At 44.9% G+C, this 25,352-nt stretch carries 24 protein-coding genes and 1 other annotated feature; of the genes, 18 read left to right on the forward strand and 6 right to left on the reverse strand.

The annotated features are described in order from the left end of the window. The first annotated feature begins 177 nt into the window (after positions 1–177). The gene (locus ACHFJ9_RS17290) at positions 178–888 is read left to right on the forward strand and encodes a calcium-binding protein (RefSeq protein WP_005394815.1); all 711 of its coding nucleotides are present in this window, start codon (positions 178–180) and stop codon (positions 886–888) included. 102 nt (positions 889–990) lie between these two features. Here the strand turns inward: ACHFJ9_RS17290 and ACHFJ9_RS17295 are convergent, their stop codons facing one another. Beyond that, entirely contained in the window at positions 991–1,611 is a 621-nt protein-coding gene (locus ACHFJ9_RS17295) for an L-threonylcarbamoyladenylate synthase (protein WP_005376791.1), read from the reverse strand. Positions 1,612–1,796: 185 nt separating this feature from the next. Next, positions 1,797–2,654 carry an RNase RNM gene (rnm, locus tag ACHFJ9_RS17300; protein ID WP_395355676.1) on the reverse strand — a complete coding sequence of 286 codons (858 nt, stop codon included), beginning with the start codon at positions 2,652–2,654 and terminating at the stop codon, positions 1,797–1,799. 95 nt (positions 2,655–2,749) lie between these two features. Here rnm and ACHFJ9_RS17305 point away from each other — a divergent pair, with 95 nt between their 5' ends. The 8 genes from ACHFJ9_RS17305 (at position 2,750) to ACHFJ9_RS17340 (ending at position 10,702) form a co-directional block, all read left to right on the forward strand. Further along, positions 2,750–2,875, forward strand: coding sequence for a Trp operon leader peptide (locus ACHFJ9_RS17305; RefSeq protein WP_317397073.1), 126 nt, complete (start codon positions 2,750–2,752; stop codon positions 2,873–2,875). After that, positions 2,822–2,925 (forward strand) — a sequence feature (Trp leader region). Its footprint overlaps the gene before it by 54 nt. 125 nt (positions 2,926–3,050) lie before the next feature. Continuing rightward, positions 3,051–4,628, forward strand: coding sequence for an anthranilate synthase component 1 (locus tag ACHFJ9_RS17310; RefSeq protein ID WP_317397074.1), 1,578 nt, complete (start codon positions 3,051–3,053; stop codon positions 4,626–4,628). 5 nt (positions 4,629–4,633) lie between these two features. After that, positions 4,634–5,242, forward strand: coding sequence for an aminodeoxychorismate/anthranilate synthase component II (locus ACHFJ9_RS17315; RefSeq protein WP_317397075.1), 609 nt, complete (start codon positions 4,634–4,636; stop codon positions 5,240–5,242). A 38-nt stretch (positions 5,243–5,280) separates the two neighbouring features. Next, a complete protein-coding gene (gene trpD, locus ACHFJ9_RS17320; protein ID WP_017635721.1) occupies positions 5,281–6,291 on the forward strand; it encodes an anthranilate phosphoribosyltransferase in 1,011 nt (336 codons plus the stop codon). A 13-nt stretch (positions 6,292–6,304) separates the two neighbouring features. Beyond that, positions 6,305–7,744 carry a bifunctional indole-3-glycerol-phosphate synthase TrpC/phosphoribosylanthranilate isomerase TrpF gene (gene trpCF / locus ACHFJ9_RS17325; protein WP_317397077.1) on the forward strand — a complete coding sequence of 480 codons (1,440 nt, stop codon included), beginning with the start codon at positions 6,305–6,307 and terminating at the stop codon, positions 7,742–7,744. Between the two features lie 64 nt (positions 7,745–7,808). Next, positions 7,809–8,999: a tryptophan synthase subunit beta gene (gene trpB, locus ACHFJ9_RS17330; protein WP_005394827.1), complete on the forward strand. Its 1,191-nt coding sequence runs from the start codon at positions 7,809–7,811 to the stop codon at positions 8,997–8,999. Next, positions 8,999–9,805, forward strand: a complete 807-nt coding sequence (gene trpA, locus ACHFJ9_RS17335; protein WP_395355680.1) for a tryptophan synthase subunit alpha — start codon at positions 8,999–9,001, stop codon at positions 9,803–9,805. Before trpB ends, trpA begins: the two co-directional genes overlap by 1 nt. A 201-nt stretch (positions 9,806–10,006) precedes the next feature. Next, positions 10,007–10,702 carry a Crp/Fnr family transcriptional regulator gene (locus tag ACHFJ9_RS17340; protein WP_006743300.1) on the forward strand — a complete coding sequence of 232 codons (696 nt, stop codon included), beginning with the start codon at positions 10,007–10,009 and terminating at the stop codon, positions 10,700–10,702. 125 nt (positions 10,703–10,827) lie between these two features. On the opposite strand, the gene ACHFJ9_RS17345 is transcribed toward ACHFJ9_RS17340, so the two are convergent. Further along, positions 10,828–12,369 carry a long-chain fatty acid--CoA ligase gene (locus ACHFJ9_RS17345; RefSeq protein WP_367001741.1) on the reverse strand — a complete coding sequence of 514 codons (1,542 nt, stop codon included), beginning with the start codon at positions 12,367–12,369 and terminating at the stop codon, positions 10,828–10,830. A gap of 545 nt (positions 12,370–12,914) precedes the next feature. On the opposite strand from ACHFJ9_RS17345, the gene ACHFJ9_RS17350 reads away from it, so the two are divergent. The 8 genes from ACHFJ9_RS17350 (at position 12,915) to gspS2 (ending at position 20,599) form a co-directional block, all read left to right on the forward strand. Beyond that, on the forward strand, positions 12,915–14,174 hold the full coding sequence (locus ACHFJ9_RS17350) for a dicarboxylate/amino acid:cation symporter (protein WP_012841620.1): 1,260 nt from the start codon (positions 12,915–12,917) through the stop codon (positions 14,172–14,174). 155 nt (positions 14,175–14,329) lie between these two features. Continuing rightward, positions 14,330–15,514 (forward strand): acyl-homoserine-lactone synthase, encoded by a 1,185-nt coding sequence (locus ACHFJ9_RS17355; protein WP_395355683.1) that lies wholly within the window; start codon positions 14,330–14,332, stop codon positions 15,512–15,514. Then, positions 15,507–18,047 carry a response regulator gene (locus ACHFJ9_RS17360; RefSeq protein ID WP_395194165.1) on the forward strand — a complete coding sequence of 847 codons (2,541 nt, stop codon included), beginning with the start codon at positions 15,507–15,509 and terminating at the stop codon, positions 18,045–18,047. The genes ACHFJ9_RS17355 and ACHFJ9_RS17360 overlap by 8 nt, the downstream gene beginning before the upstream one ends. A gap of 111 nt (positions 18,048–18,158) precedes the next feature. Next, positions 18,159–18,401, forward strand: coding sequence for a hypothetical protein (locus tag ACHFJ9_RS17365; protein WP_005392851.1), 243 nt, complete (start codon positions 18,159–18,161; stop codon positions 18,399–18,401). A gap of 203 nt (positions 18,402–18,604) precedes the next feature. Next, the gene (locus tag ACHFJ9_RS17370) at positions 18,605–19,168 is read left to right on the forward strand and encodes a septation protein A (RefSeq protein ID WP_005392849.1); all 564 of its coding nucleotides are present in this window, start codon (positions 18,605–18,607) and stop codon (positions 19,166–19,168) included. Between the two features lie 227 nt (positions 19,169–19,395). Continuing rightward, positions 19,396–19,791, forward strand: coding sequence for an acyl-CoA thioester hydrolase YciA (gene yciA, locus ACHFJ9_RS17375; RefSeq protein ID WP_005392848.1), 396 nt, complete (start codon positions 19,396–19,398; stop codon positions 19,789–19,791). 115 nt (positions 19,792–19,906) lie between these two features. Next, positions 19,907–20,203 carry a YciI family protein gene (locus ACHFJ9_RS17380; RefSeq protein WP_395355687.1) on the forward strand — a complete coding sequence of 99 codons (297 nt, stop codon included), beginning with the start codon at positions 19,907–19,909 and terminating at the stop codon, positions 20,201–20,203. A 3-nt stretch (positions 20,204–20,206) separates the two neighbouring features. Then, positions 20,207–20,599: a GspS/AspS pilotin family protein gene (gene gspS2 / locus ACHFJ9_RS17385; protein WP_048625727.1), complete on the forward strand. Its 393-nt coding sequence runs from the start codon at positions 20,207–20,209 to the stop codon at positions 20,597–20,599. 132 nt (positions 20,600–20,731) lie between these two features. Here gspS2 and metE read toward each other — a convergent pair whose 3' ends face one another. Continuing rightward, positions 20,732–23,014, reverse strand: coding sequence for a 5-methyltetrahydropteroyltriglutamate--homocysteine S-methyltransferase (gene metE / locus ACHFJ9_RS17390; protein WP_395355689.1), 2,283 nt, complete (start codon positions 23,012–23,014; stop codon positions 20,732–20,734). Positions 23,015–23,292: 278 nt separating this feature from the next. Here metE and metR point away from each other — a divergent pair, with 278 nt between their 5' ends. Further along, entirely contained in the window at positions 23,293–24,204 is a 912-nt protein-coding gene (gene metR, locus ACHFJ9_RS17395) for an HTH-type transcriptional regulator MetR (RefSeq protein ID WP_005392844.1), read from the forward strand. A 20-nt stretch (positions 24,205–24,224) separates the two neighbouring features. On the opposite strand, the gene ACHFJ9_RS17400 is transcribed toward metR, so the two are convergent. Both ACHFJ9_RS17400 and ACHFJ9_RS17405 read right to left on the reverse strand, forming a co-directional pair. Continuing rightward, positions 24,225–24,425, reverse strand: a complete 201-nt coding sequence (locus tag ACHFJ9_RS17400; protein ID WP_005392843.1) for a DUF4250 domain-containing protein — start codon at positions 24,423–24,425, stop codon at positions 24,225–24,227. Between the two features lie 153 nt (positions 24,426–24,578). Further along, positions 24,579–25,289, reverse strand: coding sequence for a hypothetical protein (locus ACHFJ9_RS17405; RefSeq protein WP_012841615.1), 711 nt, complete (start codon positions 25,287–25,289; stop codon positions 24,579–24,581). Between the last annotated feature and the right edge of the window lie 63 nt (positions 25,290–25,352).

Below are 25,352 nucleotides of genomic sequence, written 5' to 3' on the forward strand. Positions count from 1 at the left end.
TGCTGCTAAGTAATACCAATCATCGTGGATAAATGAGCACTCATAGCAAGACAAGAAGCATCGGTAAGTCACTATTTACTATTAAAAATGACACTAACGTTATCGTGTATTTTAACTAGCTAGATTAGCTCTGCATTTTCGGCGATTGGCATAAATCAGACAAAAAGGAATAGAACAATGTCTATGCTAAATCTAGACCTAAATTGGATTTTTGGGACATCTCAAGATGACGATATGACCGGTACAAAAGGGTCTGAAACAACCGATATTTTCTTCGGCTTCTGTGGTGATGATAAGTTCGTAGGATACGGAGGCAATGATGTTGTCTTCGGGGGCTGGGGAGACGATACCTTGCTCGGTGGCCGAGGGAACGACTTTGTTTCTGGCGGCTTTGGCAACGACTTCCTATCGGGCGGATTAGGAAATGACAAGCTCTTTGGTGGTTGTGGCGATGATACAATTTTTGATTACTCAGGCAACAACTACTTGAGTGGGGGTTGGGGTAACGACACGCTCGTCGTTGGCGATGGTGAATCAGTACTGAGCGGCGGCTGTGGAGACGACACTTTCGTGCTTACAAACCGCCTGGCTATTGGTGTACCGGATCAACCTGTATCTTCCAATGATATTGATATTAAAGCCGATATTGTCGATTTTAATATTTTTCATGACAAACTTGTCTTCGATATGGGCAGAGACACCGACAATGATGGCATTCGCGATACGTTCTTAGATTCAGCGGATGATCTTACTTTATCTTACAACGAGTGTGGTTGGGCGGTATTCTCTAGTGATGAATACAATGTTGAAGTGACACTAAACGGCGTGAGCTCTGCATACATCAACTATGCTGAACAAAATGGTATCGATATTTTCGATTTCGCTTAATCTAAAACAGTTAAGTTCAATGAGATATTCGATATGACAACTAAAATAGGAGGCGCGATGCCTCCTATTTTGTTTGACTGTGGTGTGCGTCTATTAGTCGAATTATTCGAATGGTGCCGGGTCACCTGATCCCAAACGCACCACAACAGGTTCACCTTCGCTAAAATCAATGACGGTCGTAGGCTGTTCACCTAAGTAACCGCCATTAAGAATCACATCAACCGCATGTTCTAGTTTATCGCGAATATCTTCCGGATCAGACTCTGTTACGTCACTGCCAGGTAGAATCAACGACGTAGACATCATCGGTTCACCTAATGCTTCCAACAAGTCCAAGGCAATTTGATTGTCTGGAACACGGATACCGATGGTCTTACGTTTCGCGTTCATCAAACGACGCGGCACTTCTTTCGTGCCTTTGAAGATGAAGGTGTAAGGACCTGGTGTGTTGTTTTTCAGTAGTCGGAATGCAGAGTTATCCACTCGCGCATATAGAGAAAGTTCCGACAAATCACGACACAGTAATGTAAAGTTATGCTTATCATCCAGACGACGGATCTGACAGATTCGTTCCAGTGCCTGTTTGTTCTCTAACTGACAGCCAAGTGCGTACCCTGAATCGGTAGGGTACACCACAACGCCGCCGTTACGAATGATTGCTACTGCTTGATTAATCAAGCGAGCCTGTGGGTTTTCTGGGTGAACGTAAAAAAACTGGCTCATTGTAATTCCTCATTATCGAGCCTCTCGGCTCTATATTCTTATGTGGAGCTTGAATGCCGCCTTGTTGTGCTTTATCAAGTGACTTCAAGATTCAAAGTGTTGTTCAGTTGCAACGACAAGGAAAGCCACATTAATACCCAATATACACTTTCCAGTTATTTGATACTGAAACCCACGCTTTGAGGTTACTTTGATATATCCAACGAAGGATCAATACCCCAATCTTTCCAAACTGGTTCGACGCCTGCGGGCAACCAAAGGTTCCTTCCTAGCTCCATCCAAGGGGATGGGTAGTGAAAATCACTGCCTTGAGACGCTAATAGTTTGTATTGTATAGCATAATCAGCCAAGTTGCGCCTTTCTTGTTGCGCTTGCTGTGGCTGTGCAACTTCCATCGCATCGCCGTTTGCTTCTACAAACGCTGCTAGAAGACGCTTAATCCACTTCGCTGTCAACTTATATCTTCCAGGATGCGCTAATACCGCCAAACCACCAGCAGCATGGATAGCATCAACCGCATCTTTCATCGAGCACCAATTCGGTGGTACATAACCTGGGTTATTACGCGTTAGGTATTTTTTAAACACCATTTGCATGGTTTTTGCGTAACCATTATCCACCAACCATTTCGCGAAGTGCGCTCTCGTAATAGGCGCATCACCGGCGATCTGCCTTACTTCTTCGAGCACACCTTCCCGAGTTGCTTTTTGTAGTCGCTCTGCAATCAACTCTGACCTTGTTATGCGGTGCTGCTTCTGCTGCTCGATGAGGACGGATAATTGTTCATTTTCCGGATCGATATTCAAGCCGACAATATGAATGTCTTTGTTTTGCCAGACAGTCGATATCTCAATGCCGTTGATGATTTTGATCGGCAAATTATTGTCTTGAACGTGTTGCTTGGCTAACGCCAAACCGTCAACCGTATCGTGATCAGTGATCGCCAAAACCTCGATATCAAAACTCAGCGCCCTTTCCACTAAATCTTTAGGCTCTAACCGACCGTCCGATGCAGTGGTGTGACTATGTAAATCAATTCTCATATTTTTATCGTTTTAATGCTGTTTTGGGGTTGACTTTTTACTCTCGCACTAGTTAACTAGTACACAAATACAAAGTACGTAATTTAAGGTTCACCATGTTACAAGAATTTAACCAAAACCAAAAAGCGAAAGTTGCGGTTTGTCTTAATAAGACAAACTCATCAGATCTTGCTTGGTGGCGCACTTGGACTGGTTCTTGGTGGGCAAACGTATACTTCTAGTTTATAGAACCAAACGTTGTAAAGCCCGCTACTTAAGCGGGCTTTTTGTTTTGTTGCTCATTTCACATTCAACTGCCTAAACATTAATCGAATATGGCTAACTCTAGATTGGGAGAACGTTTGCTTTATGCGACTATGTACGGCAGGAAGATTTAGACAGCTACAAGGAGGTCTTGTGAATAAGGCCATAGAAATCAAGAAACTTGGATGCCTAGAAGTATTAAAGACTTCGGTTCCTTACACTCAAGACCCAACACGTTTGTTCCATACCATTTGTGAGAACAAAAGAGATAGCTTGCTTCTCGAATCCGCTGAAATTGATTCGAAACAGAATCTAAAATCACTTTTAATCGTCGATTCAGCGGTGCGCATCGTTTGTTACGGCTACACTGTAAACATGCAGGCGTTAACCAACAACGGTAAAAACCTACTGTCTCACCTAAACCAGAACATCCGTGGTGACGTTGAGAGTAAGTTCGATGGCGAAACGCTGACTTTGGAGTTTAGCCAGCCATGCGACACGTTAGATGAAGACTCTCGACTACGTGAAGCTTCTTCTTTTGACGCGCTACGTTTAGTGCAACACAGCTTCGATATTTCACAGCAAGACAAACACGCTATTTTCCTTGGCGGTCTGTTTGCCTACGACTTAGTCGCAAACTTCGAGCCGCTTGGTAATGCAGAAGCAACCAATCAATGTCCAGATTACGTTTTCTACGTAGCGGAAACATTGCTTGTTGTCGACCATCAAACGGAATCTTGCCAGCTTCAAGCTACATTGTTTGTGGATGATTCAGAAAAACTAGCGCTAGAGACTCGCATCGCAGAAATCAGCGCTCAATGTGCGGCGCCAAAGTTACTTCCAAGTGCAGAGAAAATCGCCGACGTAACGGTAGAACCTAGCGTATCTGACGATGACTTCTGCCAAATCGTTCGCGACTTAAAAGAGTTCGTAGTTAAGGGCGATGTGTTCCAAGTCGTACCATCTCGCCGATTCACTCTACCTTGCCCTTCTCCACTCGCTGCTTATAAAGAACTGAAACAAAGTAACCCAAGCCCTTACATGTTCTACATGCAAGATGAGCTGTTCACTTTGTTTGGCGCATCACCAGAAAGCGCGCTTAAGTACGAAACCGACACCAACCAAATTGAAATCTACCCAATTGCAGGTACACGTCGCCGTGGTAAACGCCCGAATGGAGAGATCGATTTCGACCTAGATAGCCGCATCGAACTTGAACTGCGTACCGACATGAAAGAAAACGCAGAGCACATGATGCTGGTTGACTTAGCACGTAACGACGTTGCTCGTATTGCTCAAGCTGGCACACGCCACGTAGCAGACCTACTAAAAGTCGACCGCTACAGCCACGTAATGCACTTAGTATCTCGTGTGGTTGGTCAACTGCGTGAAGACCTAGACGCGCTGCACGCATACCAAGCATGTATGAACATGGGCACGCTCACTGGTGCACCAAAGATTCGTGCAATGCAGTTGATTCGCGATGTAGAAGGCGCACGACGCGGTAGCTACGGCGGTGCTGTGGGTTACCTTACCGGCGAAGGTACACTCGACACATGTATCGTAATTCGCTCAGCTTACGTTGAGAACGGCATTGCTCAAGTTCAAGCTGGTGCTGGCGTGGTGTTCGACTCTGATCCGCAAGCGGAAGCAGACGAAACGCGCGGTAAAGCGCAAGCGGTAATCTCTGCTATCCAAGCAGCGCATTCTCAACCTACGAACAAGGAGTAGCAGACATGGCGAACATCGTATTCATCGATAACTTTGACTCGTTCACCTACAACCTTGTGGATCAATTCCGCTCGCTAGGTCACTCAGTCAAGATTTACCGAAACAACATTCCAGCAAAAACCATTGAACAAGCAGTGAATGAGCTTGAGAACCCTGTGGTACTGCTATCGCCAGGTCCTGGTGCGCCGTCTGAAGCAGGCTCAATGCCAGAGCTAATTCAATTGCTGAAAGGCAAAGTTCCTATGATTGGTATTTGTCTTGGTCACCAAGCAATTGTTGAAGCTTACGGCGGTACCGTTGCTGGTGCAGGCGAAATCATTCACGGTAAGGTCTCTATGATGGAGCACCAAAACCATGCGATTTACCAAAACCTACCATCACCACTTGCAATTGCACGTTACCACTCGTTAGTTGCAACCAAGGTTCCTGAGAGCCTAACCATCACAGCAGAAGTGGATGATTTGGTCATGTCTGTTGTACATGAAGAAGATAAAGTTTGCGGGTTCCAGTTCCACCCGGAATCTATTATGACGACCTACGGAGCGACACTGTTGGCCAATGCCATTGAATGGGCACTCGAAGCACAAACTTCAGTGAATTCCCTCACTGCTTAAAAAAGCGCTTGGCACATAAGAAATTTAGGAGAGGAAATATGGAAGCAATCATCAACCCTATTATTACCAAGTTGTACGAGCAAGAGTCACTGACTCAGGAAGAGAGCCAACAACTGTTCGACATCATCATCCGTGGTGAACTCGATCCGATTTTGATGGCATCAGCACTGACTGCACTAAAAATCAAAGGCGAAACACCGGATGAAATTGCGGGTGCGGCAAAAGCACTGCTGGCAAACGCAAACCCATTTCCTCGCCCAGATTACGATTTCGCAGATATCGTAGGTACTGGTGGAGACGGTCACAACACCATCAATATTTCAACCACCGCGGCATTTGTTGCTGCAGCATGTGGTCTAAAAGTGGCAAAGCACGGCAACCGCAGCGTTTCAAGCAAATCGGGTTCTTCTGACCTTCTTGATTCATTTGGTATCAACCTAGCCATGAGCGCAGAAGATACGCGCAAAGCGGTCGACGATATCGGTGTTGCTTTCCTATTTGCACCTCAATACCACGGTGGTGTGCGCCATGCGATGCCTGTGCGTCAAACTATGAAAACACGCACTATCTTTAACATTCTTGGCCCACTGATTAACCCTGCTCGTCCTAACATCGAATTGATGGGCGTTTACAGTGAAGAACTGGTTCGTCCTATCGCAGAAACCATGCTACAAATGGGTATGAAGCGCGCCGCTGTAGTACACGGCAGTGGCTTGGATGAAGTGGCAATTCACGGTGAAACAACCGTTGCCGAAATCAAAGACGGTAAGATCACAGAATACAAACTAACGCCTGCAGACTTCGGTCTAGAAGCGCACCCACTAGAAGCGATCAAAGGTGGCGATCCTGAAGAAAACAAAGCGATCATTACCAATATTCTGACGGGTAAAGGTACAGACGCACAATTGGGCGCAGTGGCAGTGAACGTAGCTCTGCTAATGCGTCTATTCGGCCACGAAGATTTAAAAGCCAACACGCAACAAGCGATTGAGGCAATGAATTCAGGCAAGGCGTACCAATTGGTACAACAACTTGCCGCACACGCTTAAGGAATTGAAGAAGATGACTGACTTCAACACTCAGCAAGCTGACAATCTGTCTGAACACGTTTCTAAGAAAGAAGCAGAAATGGCAGAAGTACTGGCGAAAATTGTCCGCGACAAATATCAATGGGTAGCAGACCGTAAGGTATCTCAACCGCTAAGCACATTTCAGTCTGATTTACTGCCATCGGATCGCAGCTTCTACGATGCACTGAGTGGCGAAAAGACAGCATTCATCACCGAATGTAAGAAGGCATCTCCTTCTAAAGGTTTGATTCGTGATCACTTTAACTTGGATTACATTGCATCGGTTTACAACAACCATGCTGATGCAATTTCAGTCCTAACTGACGAGAAGTACTTCCAAGGTAACTTTGACTTTCTTCCTCAAGTGCGTGGTCAAGTCAAACAACCAGTTTTGTGCAAAGACTTCATGGTAGACACCTACCAAGTTTACCTAGCACGTCATTACAGTGCTGATGCCGTACTTCTGATGCTTTCTGTCCTGAATGACGAAGAGTACAAAGCGCTAGAAGAAGCAGCTCACAGCCTGAATATGGGCATTCTGACCGAAGTCAGCAACGAAGACGAGCTTCATCGTGCCGTTAATCTAGGAGCACGCGTTATCGGCATCAATAACCGTAACTTGCGCGACCTAAGTACCAATTTGAATCGTACTAAAGAATTGGCACCGACCATTCGCGAACTGGCACCAAACGCGACGGTAATTTCAGAGTCTGGCATTTATACGCATCAACAAGTTCGTGATTTAGCGGAATACGCAGACGGCTTCTTGATTGGTAGTTCACTGATGGCGGAAGACAACTTAGAACTTGCTGTACGTAAAGTGACGTTAGGCGAAAACAAAGTGTGTGGCTTAACGCATCCAGATGACGCAGCAAAAGCATATCAAGCTGGTGCAGTATTTGGTGGCCTGATTTTTGTCGAGAAGTCGAAGCGTGCGGTCGACCTTGAAGGTGCTCGCTTAACCATGAGCGGTGCTCCACTGAATTACGTTGGCGTTTTCCAAAATCACGATATCGATTTTGTTGCTTCTGTCGTGACCTCTTTGGGTTTAAAAGCGGTGCAACTGCACGGTCAAGAAGACCAAGCTTACGTAAACCAACTCAAAGCCGAACTGCCAGCAGCGGTAGAAATTTGGAAAGCTTATGGCGTGACTGATGCGAAGCCAGAACTACTTGCAGACCACATTGACCGCCATCTATTAGATGCTCAAGTTGGCACCCAAACTGGCGGAACTGGTCAAGTGTTCGACTGGTCACTGATCGGTGACCCAAGTCAAATTATGCTAGCAGGCGGACTGTCGCCAGAAAATGCTCAACAAGCAGCGACACTAGGTTGCTTGGGATTAGATTTAAACTCTGGTGTAGAAAGTGCACCAGGCAAAAAAGATTCACAGAAGTTGCTCGCGGCATTCACCGCCATTCGCAACTACTAAAGCTGTATTTCAGCTAAAAAATTTAAAGCTATTCGTAGCGAAAAATACGAGAAGGAATATAACGATGGCAAAACTGAATGCCTACTTTGGCGAATACGGCGGTCAGTACGTTCCGCAAATTCTAGTTCCTGCATTGGAGCAACTAGAGCAAGCGTTTATCGACGCGCAAGAAGATCCAGAATTCCGCAGCGAATTCATGACACTTCTTCAAGAGTATGCGGGCCGCCCAACGGCTTTGACTCTAACTCGTAACCTAACCAAAGGTACGAAAACCAAACTGTACCTAAAACGTGAAGACCTGCTTCACGGTGGCGCCCACAAGACCAACCAAGTGTTAGGTCAAGCTCTGCTTGCGAAACGCATGGGTAAAAACGAAATCATCGCTGAAACTGGCGCAGGTCAACACGGTGTTGCAACCGCACTAGCGTGTGCACTACTTGGCCTTAAGTGTCGCGTTTACATGGGAGCAAAAGACGTTGAGCGTCAAAGCCCGAACGTATTCCGTATGAAGCTAATGGGCGCAGAAGTCATTCCGGTTCACTCAGGTTCAGCGACACTTAAAGACGCATGTAACGAAGCGCTGCGCGACTGGTCTGCAACTTATGAAGATGCGCACTACCTACTAGGTACAGCGGCAGGCCCTCACCCATTCCCAACCATCGTGCGTGACTTCCAACGCATGATTGGTGAAGAAACGAAGAATCAGATTTTGGCACGTGAAGGTCGTCTTCCTGACGCCGTTATCGCGTGTGTGGGCGGTGGTTCAAACGCGATTGGTATGTTTGCTGACTTCATCGAAGAAGAAAGCGTTCGCCTCATTGGTGTTGAGCCAGCAGGTAAAGGTATCGATACCGACCAACACGGCGCACCGCTTAAACATGGTAAAACGGGTATCTTCTTTGGTATGAAAGCGCCATTGATGCAAGATCCAAACGGCCAAGTAGAAGAGTCTTACTCGGTATCCGCTGGCCTTGATTTCCCTTCAGTAGGTCCACAGCACGCACACCTAAACGCAATTGGCCGTGCAGAATACGACAACGTAACTGACGACGAAGCGCTCGAGGCATTCCAAGAACTGGCTCGCAGCGAAGGGATCATCCCAGCTCTAGAGTCTTCTCACGCTCTAGCTCATGCATTGCGCATGGCTCGTGAGAATCCTGAGAAAGAACAACTATTGGTCGTAAACCTATCTGGTCGTGGTGACAAAGACATCTTCACCGTACACGCCATCCTAGAAGAAAAAGGAGTGATTTAATGAGCCGTTATGAGAAGATGTTTGCGCGTCTAAACGAAAAAAACCAAGGCGCATTTGTACCGTTCGTAACGGTTTGCGATCCAGACGCAGAACAATCTTACAAGATCATGGAAACCCTCGTTGAGTCTGGCGCAGACGCCCTTGAACTTGGTATTCCATTTTCAGATCCGCTTGCAGATGGCCCAACCATCCAAGGCGCTAACATTCGTGCGCTGGATTCAGGCGCTACACCAGATATCTGCTTTGAACAAATTGGTAAGATTCGTGCTAAATACCCAGATCTGCCTATTGGCCTTCTGATGTACGCGAACCTAGTTTACTCACGCGGTGTCGAAAACTTCTACGATCGCTGTGCAAAAGCAGGCATCGATTCTGTTTTGATTGCAGACGTACCAACCAATGAAAGTGCAGAGTTTGTTGCAGCAGCAGAGAAGTTTGGTATTCACCCAATCTTCATCGCACCACCTACAGCCAGTGACGAAACACTGAAGCAAGTATCAGAACTGGGTGGTGGCTACACTTACTTGCTTTCTCGTGCTGGCGTGACAGGCGCAGAGACAAAAGCAAATATGCCAGTTGGTCACATGTTAGATAGATTAAACCAGTTCGATGCACCACCAGCGCTGCTTGGCTTCGGTATTTCTGAACCAGCACAGGTGAAACAAGCAATAGAGTCTGGCGCAGCAGGGGCCATCTCCGGCTCAGCTGTGGTGAAAATCATTGAAGCGAATGTCGAGCAGCCACAAATTATGCTCGATAAACTTGGTGATTTTGTGTCAGCGATGAAAGCTGCCACTCAGAAATAATTTCCATTTGATGTAACGCTATAGCGCCCGCTTAACATTCTGTTTAGCGGGCGTTTTCTTGTATGGCGTTTATACCATATCATTTTTTATTCAACGCCCGCACTTTCCAAACCAATCTAAAGCAGAGCAATCAAAGAGTGATAAACTTTGCCACTTAACCAGCACAAATAATAGCTAGAGCAGGATGCAGTAAGGTTGCACATGGAAGAAGTCAAAGCATTATTAGCCAAATGTCCTGTATTATCAGGGCTGCCCGAGAAAGGACTTAGTGAAGCAGCACAAATAGCTAAAGTTCGCTGTTTCGACGAAAAAGCACTGATTTGCAATAAAGGGGAACCTCAATCTTCTCTTATGGTCATTGCACAGGGTGCCGTACGAATTAATTCGATGAGTTCAAAAGGCAAAGAAGTCACATTAATGATTTTCGAGGCAGGAGGCTGGTTTGGAGACAATGTTTTTTCTCCCGGCATGCCCCGTATTTTTGGCGCAACCGCGCATTCGGGCGTGACCTTACTGGAACTACCTGGTGATAAGTTTCGCCAATTACTCGCCAAATATCCTCAAAGTTACCCTACGATTCTCGACTTACTTAGCCGCCGCTTATGGTCTGCAATTTCTGTTATCGAAGATGATGCGATTAGAGGAATCGAAGAGCGGATTGCAAGAAGGTTGCTGTTGCTTGCTGAATACCAACACAACCAAGCTATCAATACTCAGCCGTGTGTCGTGAGAGTGACTAGAGAGCATATCGCCAACATGATGGGGCTAACTCGTCAAAGTGTTCATAAAGTACTAAAAAACTTAGAGAGTATTGGGATGCTAGAACTGAAATATGGTTCAGTGACCATTACCAATCCAAAACGCTTAGAAGCGCACATAAAACAACTCGAACAATAGAGTAAACAGATAGTTCATGTGTACACGCTAGCGAGAGATTGCCATCTTCTGTTCCTTAGTAACCAGGCGCACAACACCATTCGCTCTAGGCAAGTGGCGCTGTGACCCAAAGTTCATTGAATTGACTAAGCCACATTCAATTCAGATTTCAACTCACGTTTCAAAATCTTTCCTGTTGCACTCATCGGGAGATGCTCACGAATTTCAACATAACGAGGATATTTAAAAGAGGCTAACTGCTCTTTGCCCCACTTTTGTAATGTTTCCGCGTCAATGTACTCTCCCGGTTTAAGCACAACGTAAGCCTTTATCTCTTCGCCATACTCTTCATTTGGAATCCCTATCACCGCTACCATTGAGATTGCAGGATGAGTCATAAACACTTCTTCAATTTCTCTAGGGTAAACGTTAAATCCACCTCGAATGATCAGATCTTTCATTCTATCGACGATAAATAGATTACCTGAACTGTCAAAACGGCCAACATCACCAGTATGGAACCAGCCATTTTGTAGCGCGGATTCAGTAACTTCCGGGCGGTCAAGGTATCCCTTCATAACATTATGCCCACGCACAACAATCTCACCTTCTTCACCGATCGGTAGCGCATTGCCTTCAATGTCGACAACTTTTACTTCAACGCCTTGAATCGCTTGACCTACCGATCCTGGTATACGTTCCTGATCTAAATGATTAAAACATGCAATAGGACTTGTTTCTGATAACCCGTATCCTTCAAGAATTGGGACATTAAATTGTTCCTCAAAGGATCTAAAGATTTCGGTTGGCAACGGGGCTCCACCGCTGATAGCAACACGTAGTGAGGATGTATCAAATTGGTGCTGGACATGAAGCAAGCCGATATACATCGTTGGCACTCCAGCAAACAACGTCACTTTGTGTTTTTCCATCAGCTCAAGAACATGTTTAGGCTCAAACCTAGGCACTAACACCAAGGTTGCCCCGCCCAAAACACTAGCATTTAAGTGGACGGTTTGACCAAAGGTATGAAATAAAGGCAAAGTTACTAAGTGAATATCGTCGGCCTGGCTACCCATAATGTTTTGTGCCACCAGAGCATTCATTATGATGTTCTGCTGCGTCAGTTCAGCTCCTTTTGGTAAGCCTGTCGTCCCTGATGTATACAAAATAACACAAGTATCATCCGCATTACGCGGTACATAATCTGACAATGGTTCTGCATCCGCTATAAACGCATTGAGAGTTGGCACACCATTCCATTCGTTTTCAACTTGAGATTGAGTCATCACGATCATACTTTCACATATATCAGCCTGCTCAAACGCTTTAACCCCCTCTTTTGCCATTGGCAGTTCTGCTGTCCCTTCAAAACAGAAGTAAAACTTCGCTTTTGAATCTTCTAAGTGATACTTAATTTCTCGCGCTTTCAAAAGCACATTTAATGGGACAGCAACCGCGCCAGCTTTTTGTATCGCATAATAAACAAACGCGAAAAAAGGAATGTTTGGGCATGAGAGCGCAATACGATCGCCCGGAACGACCCCTTTGTTGATTAAAGAAGCCGCGATCTTTCCGGTAATCGCATCAAACTGCGCATAAGTTATCTCGACATCACCACATATCAACGCCGTCTTATCTGGTTTACTCGCAGCATTTCTTTGTAATGCAGCAGCAAGATTCATCATAATCGCTTCACCTCTTACTTGTTGATTTTCGTTTTATCGGCTCGGGAGCATTAACAGAGAGAGCACTCCCCTACACTAAAATGTTGGCACTTAATATTTGTCTCGCCCATTTCTGATTAACATTATGTTTACAATGCAATCAAAACTAAGAATGTAAAACAATTAACATTTCACAAAGCTAATTGGTAAAAGTGTGAGCTTGAAAGAACTTAATTGTTATAAATATCAATCCAAGTCACGCAAGACACAGACTACGCTCGCAAACACAAAACTCATCTCAGTTAACAAAAAATAAACAAGAAAAAGAAATAAACAAAAACAATTACACAGCTAATAGGCATAACAAAAATCAATAGCAAACGTTTGCTATTGAACAAAACTTTATCGTTCGTCAATAAAATATCGATTAATCCATCAATAATACCTTGCTGCATATTGCCAATTGTAAACGATAAGTGTAAAAAGCAAGGCGAGATAATTATCCATAAAACCATTTTTGGTTAGTGGGTAATTTTAGGATTTTACATTTTATTAGCACAGAGGTTATGGAAGTGTTAAAAGAAAAGAGTTTGCTAAACAACATTGGCGTACAAGTCGTAATCGCCATGATCGTGGGCACAGCCGTTGGTGCCATGATGGGTCATGATGCGACGGTGTTCGCTCCTTTAGGTGCTATCTTTATCAACTTAATCAAAATGTTGGTTATTCCTTTGGTCGCTGTAGCCTTGATTTCTGGCGCAGCAGGTCTTGGGAACAGCCAGTCAGCAGGCAAAGTTGGCATCGTCACTCTAGGTTATTTCGGTTTAACATCCGCCCTAGCCGTTGCGCTTGCACTATTTATGGGTGAAGTATTCCAACCAGGCATGGGGATCGACGTCTCTGGCGTTGAAGGCATGTTCTCAGCAGAATACGCTTCAAAAGGTGAGCTACCTACTTTCTGGGCAACCATCACTGGTATGATCCCAACCAACGTTTTCCAATCACTAAATGAAGCAAACATCCTACAGATCCTCGTTTTCTGTATGTTCTTTGGTATTGCAATTTCTAAGCAAGCAAAAGAGCGTCGTGAGCCAATCATTAATGGTGTTAACTGCATCGTTGACGCAATGGTTTGGATGATCAACAAAGTGATGATCATTGCCCCTATCGGTGTGTTCGGCCTGATGGCAGAAGCAGTCGGTACATTCGGTTTTGGCGCACTAATGGTGGTATTCAAACTGTTCGTTGTTTACGTTGCCGCAATCCTAATCTTCGGTTTCGTTGTTTACCCAGCAATGGTGCATATTTTCACCAAGACATCAGCGAAGAAGTTCCTGTCTTCAATGAAAAAACCACAAGCTGTTGCGCTTTCAACGGCCTCTTCTATGGCAACACTGCCTGTCACAATGGACACCTGTGAAAAAGAACTGGGCGTAAAAAATTCAACCGCGTCATTTGTTCTGCCTCTAGGCGCAACGATCAACATGTCAGGTAATGCGATTTACTATGGCTTGGTTGCTATCTTCTTTGCTCAACTGTTCAATATCGACCTAGGTATGGGCGCTTACATTGCAATTATCGTAACGTCTACATTGGGTGCGGTTGGTCAAGCGGGTGTTCCTGGTCCTTCTTTCCTAGTGGTTGCCGTACTTCTTGCCGCTGGCATTCCAATTGAAGGTCTACCACTGCTATTCGCTCTTGACCGTATTTTCGATATGATTCGTACAGCACTAAACATCACTGGTGATGCAGCATGTGCAGTTATCGTTGATGCGCTAATAGAAGAGGAAGCGGCAGAAGCTGAGCTTAAAAAGCAAGAAGCTTAGTCCTTTCTCGAATGAACTAAAAACCGCTCACTATGAGCGGTTTTTTTGTCTTTTCTTGCATTACGTAACTATATAAATAGAAACCAATAGCATAAATTTATCAAAATGATATAAACCATTACAAAATATAAAAAACGTCAGAACTAGGTTATATCATGAGTCTTAAGCTGTCTTTGGAGCCCCTCGCCAGTACAGATTTGCCGATCGAGTCAAAACAACAGGCGCTGGTTGACACGGTTCTTCTTACTCTTACACCGCAAGAAAGGTCTTCTCTTTTTCAACAAGTTGCTTTGTATAGAATAAAGCTTCTCAAGTCCCTCTTTCCTAAATACGCATCTAAGAGTCTGTCCGTACTGTTTGAATTAATGGATTATCGAAATTTAGTACAGCAGTATCCAACGCCTTTCTCCGAAGAGGCGCTCTTACTTGAACAAGTTGCCGCAGATTGTTACCCGCATTGGATGGTTTTCTGGTGTGAATGTGAGATTGCTGCGATCAAGCAAAAGCACCCTTTAAATGAAGCGACAAGACCAACTCAGCTCTCGTTTGACGACCGCGACTATTCAAGCATATTGATCGAAGATATTGCCGAATGCGACCTAAAGGTAACACTGCCAAATCACGCTGCATTAATGCCGATTTCCGCAGCAATCACACTGAGCAATCTTGAGCTCTTCGTCCAAACTGAACAATGGTTTGAGATATTGCCTCTATTATCACTCTCGCAGAAAGGTCAACACTTTGTGCTATTGTTCAAGCAGTCATCTACACCAATCATGGTCTCCTCCGCTTTGGTGCAAAACTGGCACCAAAGAAATACCTGGCTCAGCTATTCATCACCATTTAGTAGTGAGCAATGGCAGTTTTGCCTTCCTGATTATGGCTACATTACTCTTAATCAATTAGGCCTTTGGGAAGGTAACGCTCTAACTCGCCAACGGACTCTTATTGAATTTGATGCGCAGTTCCAATCTCACTTGAAAAACACTGAAGCGGTTTGCGAAGTGCTGCGTCTGACAGTGGGTGGCAACATCCAACAAAAACTGTACTTTTTGTATTTGGCACAAAAAGCATTGATGAGTGAGCTATATAAAGCAGGCTATAAGCTCAGCTTTACCATTATTGAACAAATATTTATGTTAAATTTCTATCAATCTATTGATTTAGAGGCCTACTTTCACTCAGGATACCGCGACATTAACGGTGACGGTACCAAGACATACCGCGGTTTCTGGAATTTAGGTATGATGGTTGAAGCATTTCAAGACATACAGTTTCGCGACTACAAACACCGCGTACGAACAAAAAGAATTGATGAAAAGGTGAATGTACATGCTTGATATTCATCTTCACGGCCTTTTTTATCCAAAAGCAATGACGCTATACGCCACTGTACTGGTGGTGTTCGCTTGGTTGTTATATTACTGCTATCGCCTAAAACAGAAGAGTGAAACGATTTTAGGCTCGCATCATGCGCCGTACATTGCTTATTCTAGTTGCATCATCGTTTGGATCAGCAGCAACGCATACTTCCATACCGATTTATTGCCGGAGTTGGGGTCCGCTGGCGGTATTTTTATGGCTAAGTTGGCGAACTTGGCGTCATTCTTTGCCTTTGCATTCGCGTTCTATTTTTCTTGCCAGCTAGCGGCTGATATCAAAAAAACTGCGGTCAAAGCCTGGCAAAAAATCGTCTTTGTGGCACTAGCAACGTACTCGCTTTACATCAACTTAGTACCAAACCTTACTGTCGAAAATGTCACCATTAGCGGTCCAAGCCAGTTCGTGATCGAGTTTGGTCCCCACACCTCATATTTCTTTATTAGTTTGCTGACATTTGTGGTATTAACCCTGCTGAACTTGATTACCATGCGAGCGAACAGCAGCAAACTCACGCTGGCAAAAAGTAACTATATGATCGCTGGCATTTTGGTCTTCATGTTATCAACTGCAGTGATACACCTTGGAATGACTTACTTCCTTGGTGACTTTTCCTTAACCTGGTTACCACCAGCACTTTCAATTAGTGAAATGTTGTTTGTAGGCTATGCCCTGCTTACCTCTCGCTTTTATAGCGCTAAATACCTCACATACTTAACCGTTAGCGCACTGTTTGTCTGTGCCATTTTCGTCCTCCCGCTGGGCGCAATATTTATTCCTATCTCGGAAGATAACCAATGGCTTGTAGCGGTGCCTTTATGCGCACTCATCGGTATCACTTGGCACTTGCTTTACAAACGCGTCAGTCGTTTCGCGTCCTATTTTATTTATGGGAAACGACATACACCCGTTCAACAAATTCTTGGATTAGAAGAAGAGTTTAAACGCTCAATAGATGATGCTATGCGCCAGTTAGCAGCGTTACTGAATATACCAAATAATAAATTGCAGCTCGTCACCAGCAGTTACACCGAAACGTTTTATGAAGATTATCTACCGTCAAGCAAGTCTGTTCTCGTGCTTGATGAACTGTCTGAAGAAATTGATTATGCCTCCTCGTCTAAAGGCTCAATGCGCAAGCTCTACGAACGTATGCGATCCAGCAATACGGCGCTCGTAATGCCTCTTTTTGGTCGTGGAAAGTCCGTTACGCACTTACTGATTTCTTCACACAAAATGGATAATAAGCTGTTTTCTAATGAAGAAATTTCAGCATTGCAAACCTTATTAGTTCGCATCCAGAGCACCATCGAGGCCGATAGAAAAGTACGCCAAAGCCGTGCGCTCGCTAACTCTATTGCGCATGAAATGCGTAACCCTCTCGCTCAAGTTCAATTACGATTTGAAGCTTTAAAACAGCATATCGAATCAAACGCTTCACTTGAGACGTTAAAGAGTGAGATTGATAAAGGAGAAGCAGCGATTCAGCGTGGTCGCCAACTCATCGACATTATTTTGCGAGAAGTCAGCGACAGCTCACCTGAGCACGAACCCTTAACTATTACGTCTATACATAAAGCTGTCGATCAAGCGGTCAGCCGTTATGGCTTTGAAAACGATCAAATAATTGAAAGGATCAATCTGCCCCAAGAGCACGATTTTGTCGCGAAATTAAACGAAACTCTGTTTAACTTTGTCATTTTCAATTTGATTCGCAATGCTATCTACTATTTTGATTCTTATCCCGATAGTCAAATTGAGATTCGTAGCCAAACGGGGGCCTACGAAAACATTCTGGTCTTCCGAGATAGTGGCCCTGGCATAGATAGCAGTATCTTACACAAGATATTTGACGACTTCTTCTCGTATCAAAAAAGTGGCGGCAGCGGCCTTGGCTTGGGCTACTGTCAACGCGTGATGCGCTCTTTTGGCGGACGAATTGAGTGCCAGTCTGAATTGGACGAATTTACTGAGTTCTACTTGTATTTCCCGGTCGTCCCAAACGCACCCAAACCAGAGACGTTGAGAACACCGGACTTCAATGGCTGGAAAGTAAATGCACCACATTCTGAACCTCGCAAAGACCAACACGTACAAGTAAGTAACGATGCACCAACAGTGCTCATTGTTGATGACAAAGAGGTGCAGCGTACTTTGGTTCAAATGTACTTAAAAAGGCTGGGAGTCAACAGCTTACAAGCAAATAATGGCGCTTCTGCTGTTGAGCTATTTCAGTCGCACAAGATTGATTTGGTGCTTATGGATGTACAGATGCCAGTGATGAATGGATTTGACGCAAGCCAACGAATTAAGCAAATTGCGTCTTCCGTTCCTATCATCGCACTATCTGGAGAGTCTGGAGCTAAAGAGCTGGAGCTCATTGCGAAACTCATGGATGACAGACTTGAAAAGCCAACCACGTTAAATGCGCTCCAAACCGTCATCAAGCGCTGGTTGCAACATGAGAGTTTTGCTACTTCCAACACTTTCTAATTTGCGAAGATAAAACTGGCACTAGATGTGCATTACTGAAGTAAATCGAATTATCCAGAGGGTCAAGCAAGCTGCAAATGGTTAGCGGATGAGCTTGATAAGGAGATCGCCATGTTACTTCATCGACACACATACTACGGCTTGATTCATCATGGAATCAAAGCACTACTACTCGATCGCTTAGGCCACTATACAGAAGAAGAATACCATCAGTATTTGAGCCTAATGACCGGCAAATCCACTTGCTTTACGATGTCTCTCGAAGAGCTTGAAGCAACCGTTGATAACCTGTTACGTGAAGGCTATTTAGAAGATGTCAAAACGCTTATTTCTCAATATCAACGTGTTGCTTGAATCTTAAATTCTATCAACTCAATTGCCGCTTTATCGCGGCAATTTTTATGCCTTCAATTTGCTACTTCATCTTTGCGAAATGTTGCTTGTTGTATCATTCAGTCAGGGGATTACTTCTCTTACCTCTAACCTTGACGGTATTCACATCTTGTCAGATTCCGTTAGACTGTCTTCAATTCACTAATTAGGTAGATTTTGCCACCATGAAGCAAATCCTAGATTTTATCCCACTCATCGTCTTCTTCGCTTTGTACAAGATGTACGACATCTACGCAGCAACAGGAGCGCTGATCGTTGCAACGGCAATTCAGCTTGTCGTCACCTATGCTCTGTATAAAAAAGTCGAGAAAATGCAGCTAATTACGTTCGTTATCGTGACGATATTTGGCAGCATGACCCTTTTCTTCCACGACGACAATTTCATAAAATGGAAAGTCACCATCATTTATGTGATTCTAGCTATCGGTTTAGCAGCGAGTCACGCAATGGGGAAATCGGCCATTAAAGGCATGTTGGGCAAAGAAATTTCACTACCTGATGCTATTTGGGCGAAGATCAACTGGGCTTGGGTCGGCTTCTTCTCATTCTTTGCTGGTCTGAACATTTATATCGCTTACGAGCTACCACTGGATGTTTGGGTCAACTTCAAAGTATTCGGAATGTTGATTGCGACATTTGCCTACATGATTGCGACTGGCTTCTACATTTACAAACACATGCCAAAAGAACAAAAAAATAACTCATCCGATGTGTCGACTGATGATTAAAAACTCAGTTTTGCTATAATCCGCGCACTTTGCAGCGACCTTCGGGTCGCTGTTTTGCTCCATGTATCACTAAACCGATCAAACGACATACCGGATTCAGACCATTCTTGCTGCTGTAAACCAACTTTCTCTGGTCCGGTGTCTGCGTTTTTTTTAAGGACCTTTGGTTCTAGGTATTTACTATGTTGGCGCTTAGTTTGAGCGCCTTTAAGATTTAGGATGTCACAATGAGTCAAGAAATTAGCTCTCCGAGAGGTCAACTGCTGCTTCGTACCCTTGCAATGCCTGCCGATACTAATGCCAATGGCGATATTTTTGGTGGTTGGATTATGTCTCAGCTCGACCTAGCAGGTGCGATTCTGGCCAAAGAGATCTCTTCTGGTCGCGTTGTTACCGTTTCAGTGTCCAGCATTACCTTCAAGAAGCCTGTAGGTGTTGGCGATGTCGTTTGCTGCTATGGCGAATGCACTAAGATTGGTCGCACCTCAATGAGTGTCGATCTGGAAGTATGGGTCAAGCCGGTAAAAGCACACGGTGTCGGCGAGCGCTTCATGGTTTGTGATGCGACTTTCAACTACGTAGCCATTGACAGTGAAGGCAAACCACGCCCGGTTCAGAATTAGTCAACCTACAGCGCTAACTGTTAGAAAGGATCTCACATTTTCTGTTGTTCACTTGTGAGAGACACAAAAAAGGCGTTAAATTAACACTTTACCCTACCAATTAAGGAACTATGCTATGTGGTATGTCATCTTTTCTCAGGACGTCGAGAACTCGCTGGAAAAACGCATGAGCGTTCGCCCGCAACACTTGGAGCGCTTACAAAAGCTTCAAGACGAAGGTCGCCTTCTTACTGCTGGCCCTATGCCTGCGATAGACTCTGACAACCCAGGAGAAGCTGGATTTACGGGCTCGACTGTCATCGCTGAGTTCGCCTCTCTAGAAGACGCTAAAGCGTGGGCAGAAGCCGATCCTTACATAGCGGCTGGTGTTTACGATAATGTAATCGTGAAACCGTTCAAAAAAGTGTTTTAATTTATGAAAAAATTACTGTGTCTTTTCTTGGCATTTGGTGCGTTAGCGGGCTGTTCATCTACCGATGATAATCAACGCCAGCTTGAGCTATTGGCATCAAACCGAGCGGGAGTCTTGTCCGCAGGTCTCCCTTTGGAATACGGTCCACTGCAGATAATGCGTGTCTCATCCAACAAAAATGTTGTTGAAATGATGATGATTTATAACGATGACGCACTCGGTGCAAAGCCGTTAAATCAAGTACTGAATACCAGTATCTACACCTATTGCAATAACCCGGAAGTTCGTAAGCAAATTGATATGGGCTTAATGTACCGTATTAAAGTGCGTAACTCTCGCGGTCAGTTGATGGCAGATGAGTTGGTTTCCGCGCAAACTTGTACTCAAATGAAATAGTCACAGTGAGTACGTTGTTTTCGATACGAGCAATTCATCCGCTATTGCGGGATAGTATAACGACGAAAATGAACGGCTAAGAATAGAAAAACGGAGACAACGGTCTCCGTTTTTATTTGCTAAAAAGGTGCCTTACGCCAGCTCAGCACGAAGTTTCTTCGCCGCTGACACGAGGTTCGCCAATGCCGCTTCTGTCTCTGCCCAGTTACGTGTTTTCAGACCACAGTCTGGGTTCACCCACAAACGTTGTACCGGAATCTTTTCTGCCGCTTTCTTGATTAAGCCTTCAATCCACTCTTCCGTCGGAATATTTGGTGAGTGAATGTCATAAACACCTGGACCGATTTCATTCGGGTAATTGAACTCTTCAAACGCTTTAAGCAGTTCCATATTTGAGCGTGACGTTTCAATGGTAATCACATCCGCATCGAGCGCCGTGACTGAATCAATAATTTCATTGAACTCGCTGTAACACATGTGAGTGTGAATCTGAGTCTCTGGTTTTGCACTCGCTGCCGAGATCTTAAATGCATCCACCGCCCATTCTAAATACGCTTTGTGATCGCGCTTTTTCAACGGTAGACCTTCACGAATCGCAGGCTCATCGATTTGAATGATATTGATGCCAGCATCTTGCAAATCAGAAACCTCATCACGCAGTGCCAGTGCCAGTTGCTGGGCGATTTCTTGACGAGTAATGTCTTCACGCGGGAATGTCCAACATAAAATAGTTACCGGGCCCGTCAGCATACCTTTCATCTGCTTGCTGGTTAGCGATTGTGCGTACGTCGACCATTCCACCGTAATCGGCTTTTCACGCTCAATGTCGGCAACCACAATGGCTGGTTTCACACAGCGAGAGCCATAACTCTGTACCCAACCAAATTTCGTCGTTTGGAAGCCCGCCAAGTTCTCCGCGAAGTATTCCACCATGTCGTTACGCTCAGCTTCACCATGCACAAGCACATCTAGGTCAAGGGCTTCTTGGCGTTTTACGGCATCCGCAATATGTCCTTTTAGTGCTTGGATATAGTCGGACTCAGATAACTGGCCAGTGCGATAAGCGCTGCGCTGAACACGAATTTCACCCGTTTGAGGGAAAGAACCGATTGTCGTGGTTGGCAACAGAGGCAAGCCCAATACTTCAGCTTGATGCGCAGCACGCTCCGCGTAAGGTGCGCTGCGCTCGGCAAGTGACGCAGTAATACTGTTTAAACGTGCTTGAACTTGTGGCTTATTCACATGCGTTGCCGTTTTACGTGCTTTGATTGGCTGGCTGTAGGTATCACAAGCGAGAATCGCATCTTGATCACCATCGAGTGCGCGTCCAAGCAAGGCGACTTCTGTTACTTTTTGTTTTGCGAACGCAAACCAGCTTTTCACTTCCTCACTGAGTTCTGTTTCCAGTTCCAGATCAACCGGGCTATGTAGCAAAGAGCATGAGCTCGCCACCCAAAGGTTGTCGCCCAGTTTTTCTTTTACTGGCTGTAGACGTTCAAGTTGCGCACTCAAATCCGAGCGCCACACGTTACGACCGTTGACCACGCCAGCAGACAGCACCCAACCCTCCGGTAGTTTGGCAACCACGTCGTCAAGCTGCTGAGGCGCGGCAGATAAATCAATATGTAAACCATCCACTGGTAGCTTTACAATTTTGTCTAGCGTATCGCTTATAGAGTCAAAGTACGTCGTTAGCAGCACTTTTACATCGCTTCGAATCACTTGGTACGCTAGCTTGAACGCATCAGCCCACTGACTTTCAAGCTCTAGTGACAAAATTGGCTCATCAATCTGAACCCACTCAACACCTTGACTCGCGAGCTTTGCCAAAATAGCTTGGTAAGCCGTAAGCAATCGAGGCAATAGCGTCAGGCGATCGAACCCTTCTTCTACCTCTTTACCTAAGTAAAGATAACTGACTGGGCCAAGCAAAACTGGCTTCACTTTATGCCCAGCTTGGGTTGCTTCGTTGACTTCTTCAAACAGTTGAGGCCAGCTCACTTCAAATGTATCGTCCTTGCTAAATTCAGGTACGATGTAGTGGTAGTTTGTGTTGAACCATTTAGTCATATCCGATGCTGCTGCTCCTGCGCAGCCGCAACCCGCTTGAGATTGACCGCGACCCACTTTGAATAGCGTATCCAAATCAGGGAAACCGTCTGCGTGACGTTTTGGCACGTGACCCAGTAACAACGTGGTCGTCAGTACATGATCGTACCAAGCAAAATCGCCAGCGGTGGTAAAACTCAAGCCAGCATCTGTTTGCGTTTGCCAGTTTTTAGCGCGCAGATCTGCTCCAACCTTTTTAAGCTCTGCTTGATCAATTTCTCCGCGCCAGTATTTTTCCTGAGCGAATTTTAATTCTCGTTTTTCACCGATGCGTGGATAACCTAGTACGTGCGTTGTTGTAGCCATGTCCCTATTCCTTTTTCAATCTTGTTCAATTTGTTTGGGTCAGAGTATCTTTCGTCATAAAAGATGTCTGGATGGCTAAACTATCGCTCTCATCTGCGGTTTGAACAACGTCCATTTATTCAACTTGTTTATTAAAAAAATTCATCATGAGGAGACATGATTCGCAAATAAACACAACAAATAGACGTCTAGACGTTTACATATCCATTTTTTGTCGTTAAGTTATTTATACGATTGCTATTCTGTTCATAGCGAGCAACAAAGGATGAAAGGAATTCATGATAGAGCTAAAACATTTGCGGACACTCACTTCGCTTCGAGACACCGGCTCTCTAACCGCGACGGCGACCGCGTTGCATCTCACTCAATCAGCCTTGTCTCACCAGATCAAAGATTTAGAGGCGCGGATTGGGGGACAATTATTCCTTAGAAAAACTCGTCCGGTGAAGTTCACTTCAGAGGGAGAAATCCTATTGCGTCTTGCAGAAGATATTCTTCCCAAACTCGCAAGAGCAGAAAATGATTTGGCAAGCTTGAAAGAAGACGTCAATGGTCGGTTGCATATGGCGATTGAATGTCACTCATGTTTCCAATGGCTCATGCCTGCTCTAAGGGAATATCAATTAGCGTGGCCAAGCGTCACGTTGGATTTTTCGTCCGGCTTTGGGTTTGAGCCCCTACCCGCATTGTTGGCTGGCGAGTTAGATCTCGTTATCACGTCAGATATTCAACCTCGTTCTGAAGTACATTATGAACCTTTGTTCGACTTTGAAATGCGCTTAATTACCGCGACCAACCACCCACTGGCGGAAAAAGAAGTTATTGATCCGCAAGATCTCGCAGATCAAACCATGCTCTCTTATCCGGTTCAAAAACAAAGGCTAGACGTCGTAAAACACTTCTTGCAGCCAGCGGGGGTAGAACCCGCCAAATGGAAGCAAGCCGACAATACTCTGATGTTAGTGCAAATGGTCTCCGCAGGATTAGGGGTTGCAGCACTGCCAAATTGGGCGATTTCTGAATTTTCTCGCCAAGGCCTTATTACCAGTAAACCTTTTGGCCAAGGCTTATGGCGTCGCTTATTTGCTGCAACGCGTCACTCAGAGAAAGATAAACGTTACTTACAAGCCTTTTTCGCAACCGCAAGGCTACAATGTAAAAGCCACCTTGACGGAATCAAGATGGCTTAGGGATATGGATTAAGAAAGGTTTAGCGTTGATATGCTTTAAATTGGTTGGTCAATGGATCGTACTGATAACCAAGCATATCAAGCTTGCCTACAACGGACTCTACATCCATTTCATACACCGATACTAACTCGTCAAAACTGTCGCACTCTAAACGTAGCTTTTCATTGACGATACCTAGCAAAATAATGCTGTCCAAATTACCTACATTGCTTAAATCCATCGCGACTCTCCTCTTCGACAAGGTATATAAACAAGCGTAGACGTAATCACGTGAATTTAAAGTGAGCGCGCTCCAAAACGTGAGTGCCTTATACTCAAGCAACCTAGAAAGGACTTGAGTACAAGCAGTATTGCTCTGTTTCTCGACTCGCGATTAAGCCGCCAGAGAGAATAAACCTTGTAGGCTCGTCATTGACGCAAGCGCGAGCAACAGAGCGACGCTCAGTTGAACCTTTTCCGGTTTTTTATGTGTGAAGATATGCCAGCACCAAACAATGATTGAAGAAATGAGCATGGCTAAAGACAATAAAATTGGTTGTGTTGCGGCGCTCAATGTCGCTTCATTTAACTGGTAAGAAGCAAATAGCGTTGCGATTACCAGCAGCATTCCAGACACAATGCCCGTAACGGGCAAAATGCGGTGAAATGCCTGCAATCTGCTACGAGCGATAGTCAGAAGCAATTGAGAAAATGACGCCCCAAGGAAAAATATCATTATTGCCATCGCAATAGACGCAGGCCAGCTTGGCTGTTCAAATGCTTGAATACTTACATACGCAAAAGCCAAACCATTCGCTAAATGCATCGCCCAAAGAGGGCCTTTTTCACGCGTTTTCTTGGTTTGAACCTGAGAGTAGAAATAGAAAATAGCGAACACGATCATAAATGCTTCAATGCGAAGAGAAGCAACCGCAAGCCACAATAACGCCACTGCTGGCAACATTTTATGAAGACGGCCTCTCTGACCCGGACAAATATCGCCCTTGATGAGAAGTAAAGTCAGTAGCGCTTGCGCGCCAAATAGCATCGGAGGAAAAGTAACCAGCAATTGTTGAATCATGTTAAATGCACGCTCAAAAGTCATTTTGGGGTGGCGATAATATCAAATCACCGATCGTCAAACCACCGAAAGTCTATCCCCAAATGT

Origin of the sequence: Vibrio sp. D3, from assembly GCF_043995865.1 — a bacterium.
Classification (GTDB): domain Bacteria; phylum Pseudomonadota; class Gammaproteobacteria; order Enterobacterales; family Vibrionaceae; genus Vibrio; species Vibrio diabolicus.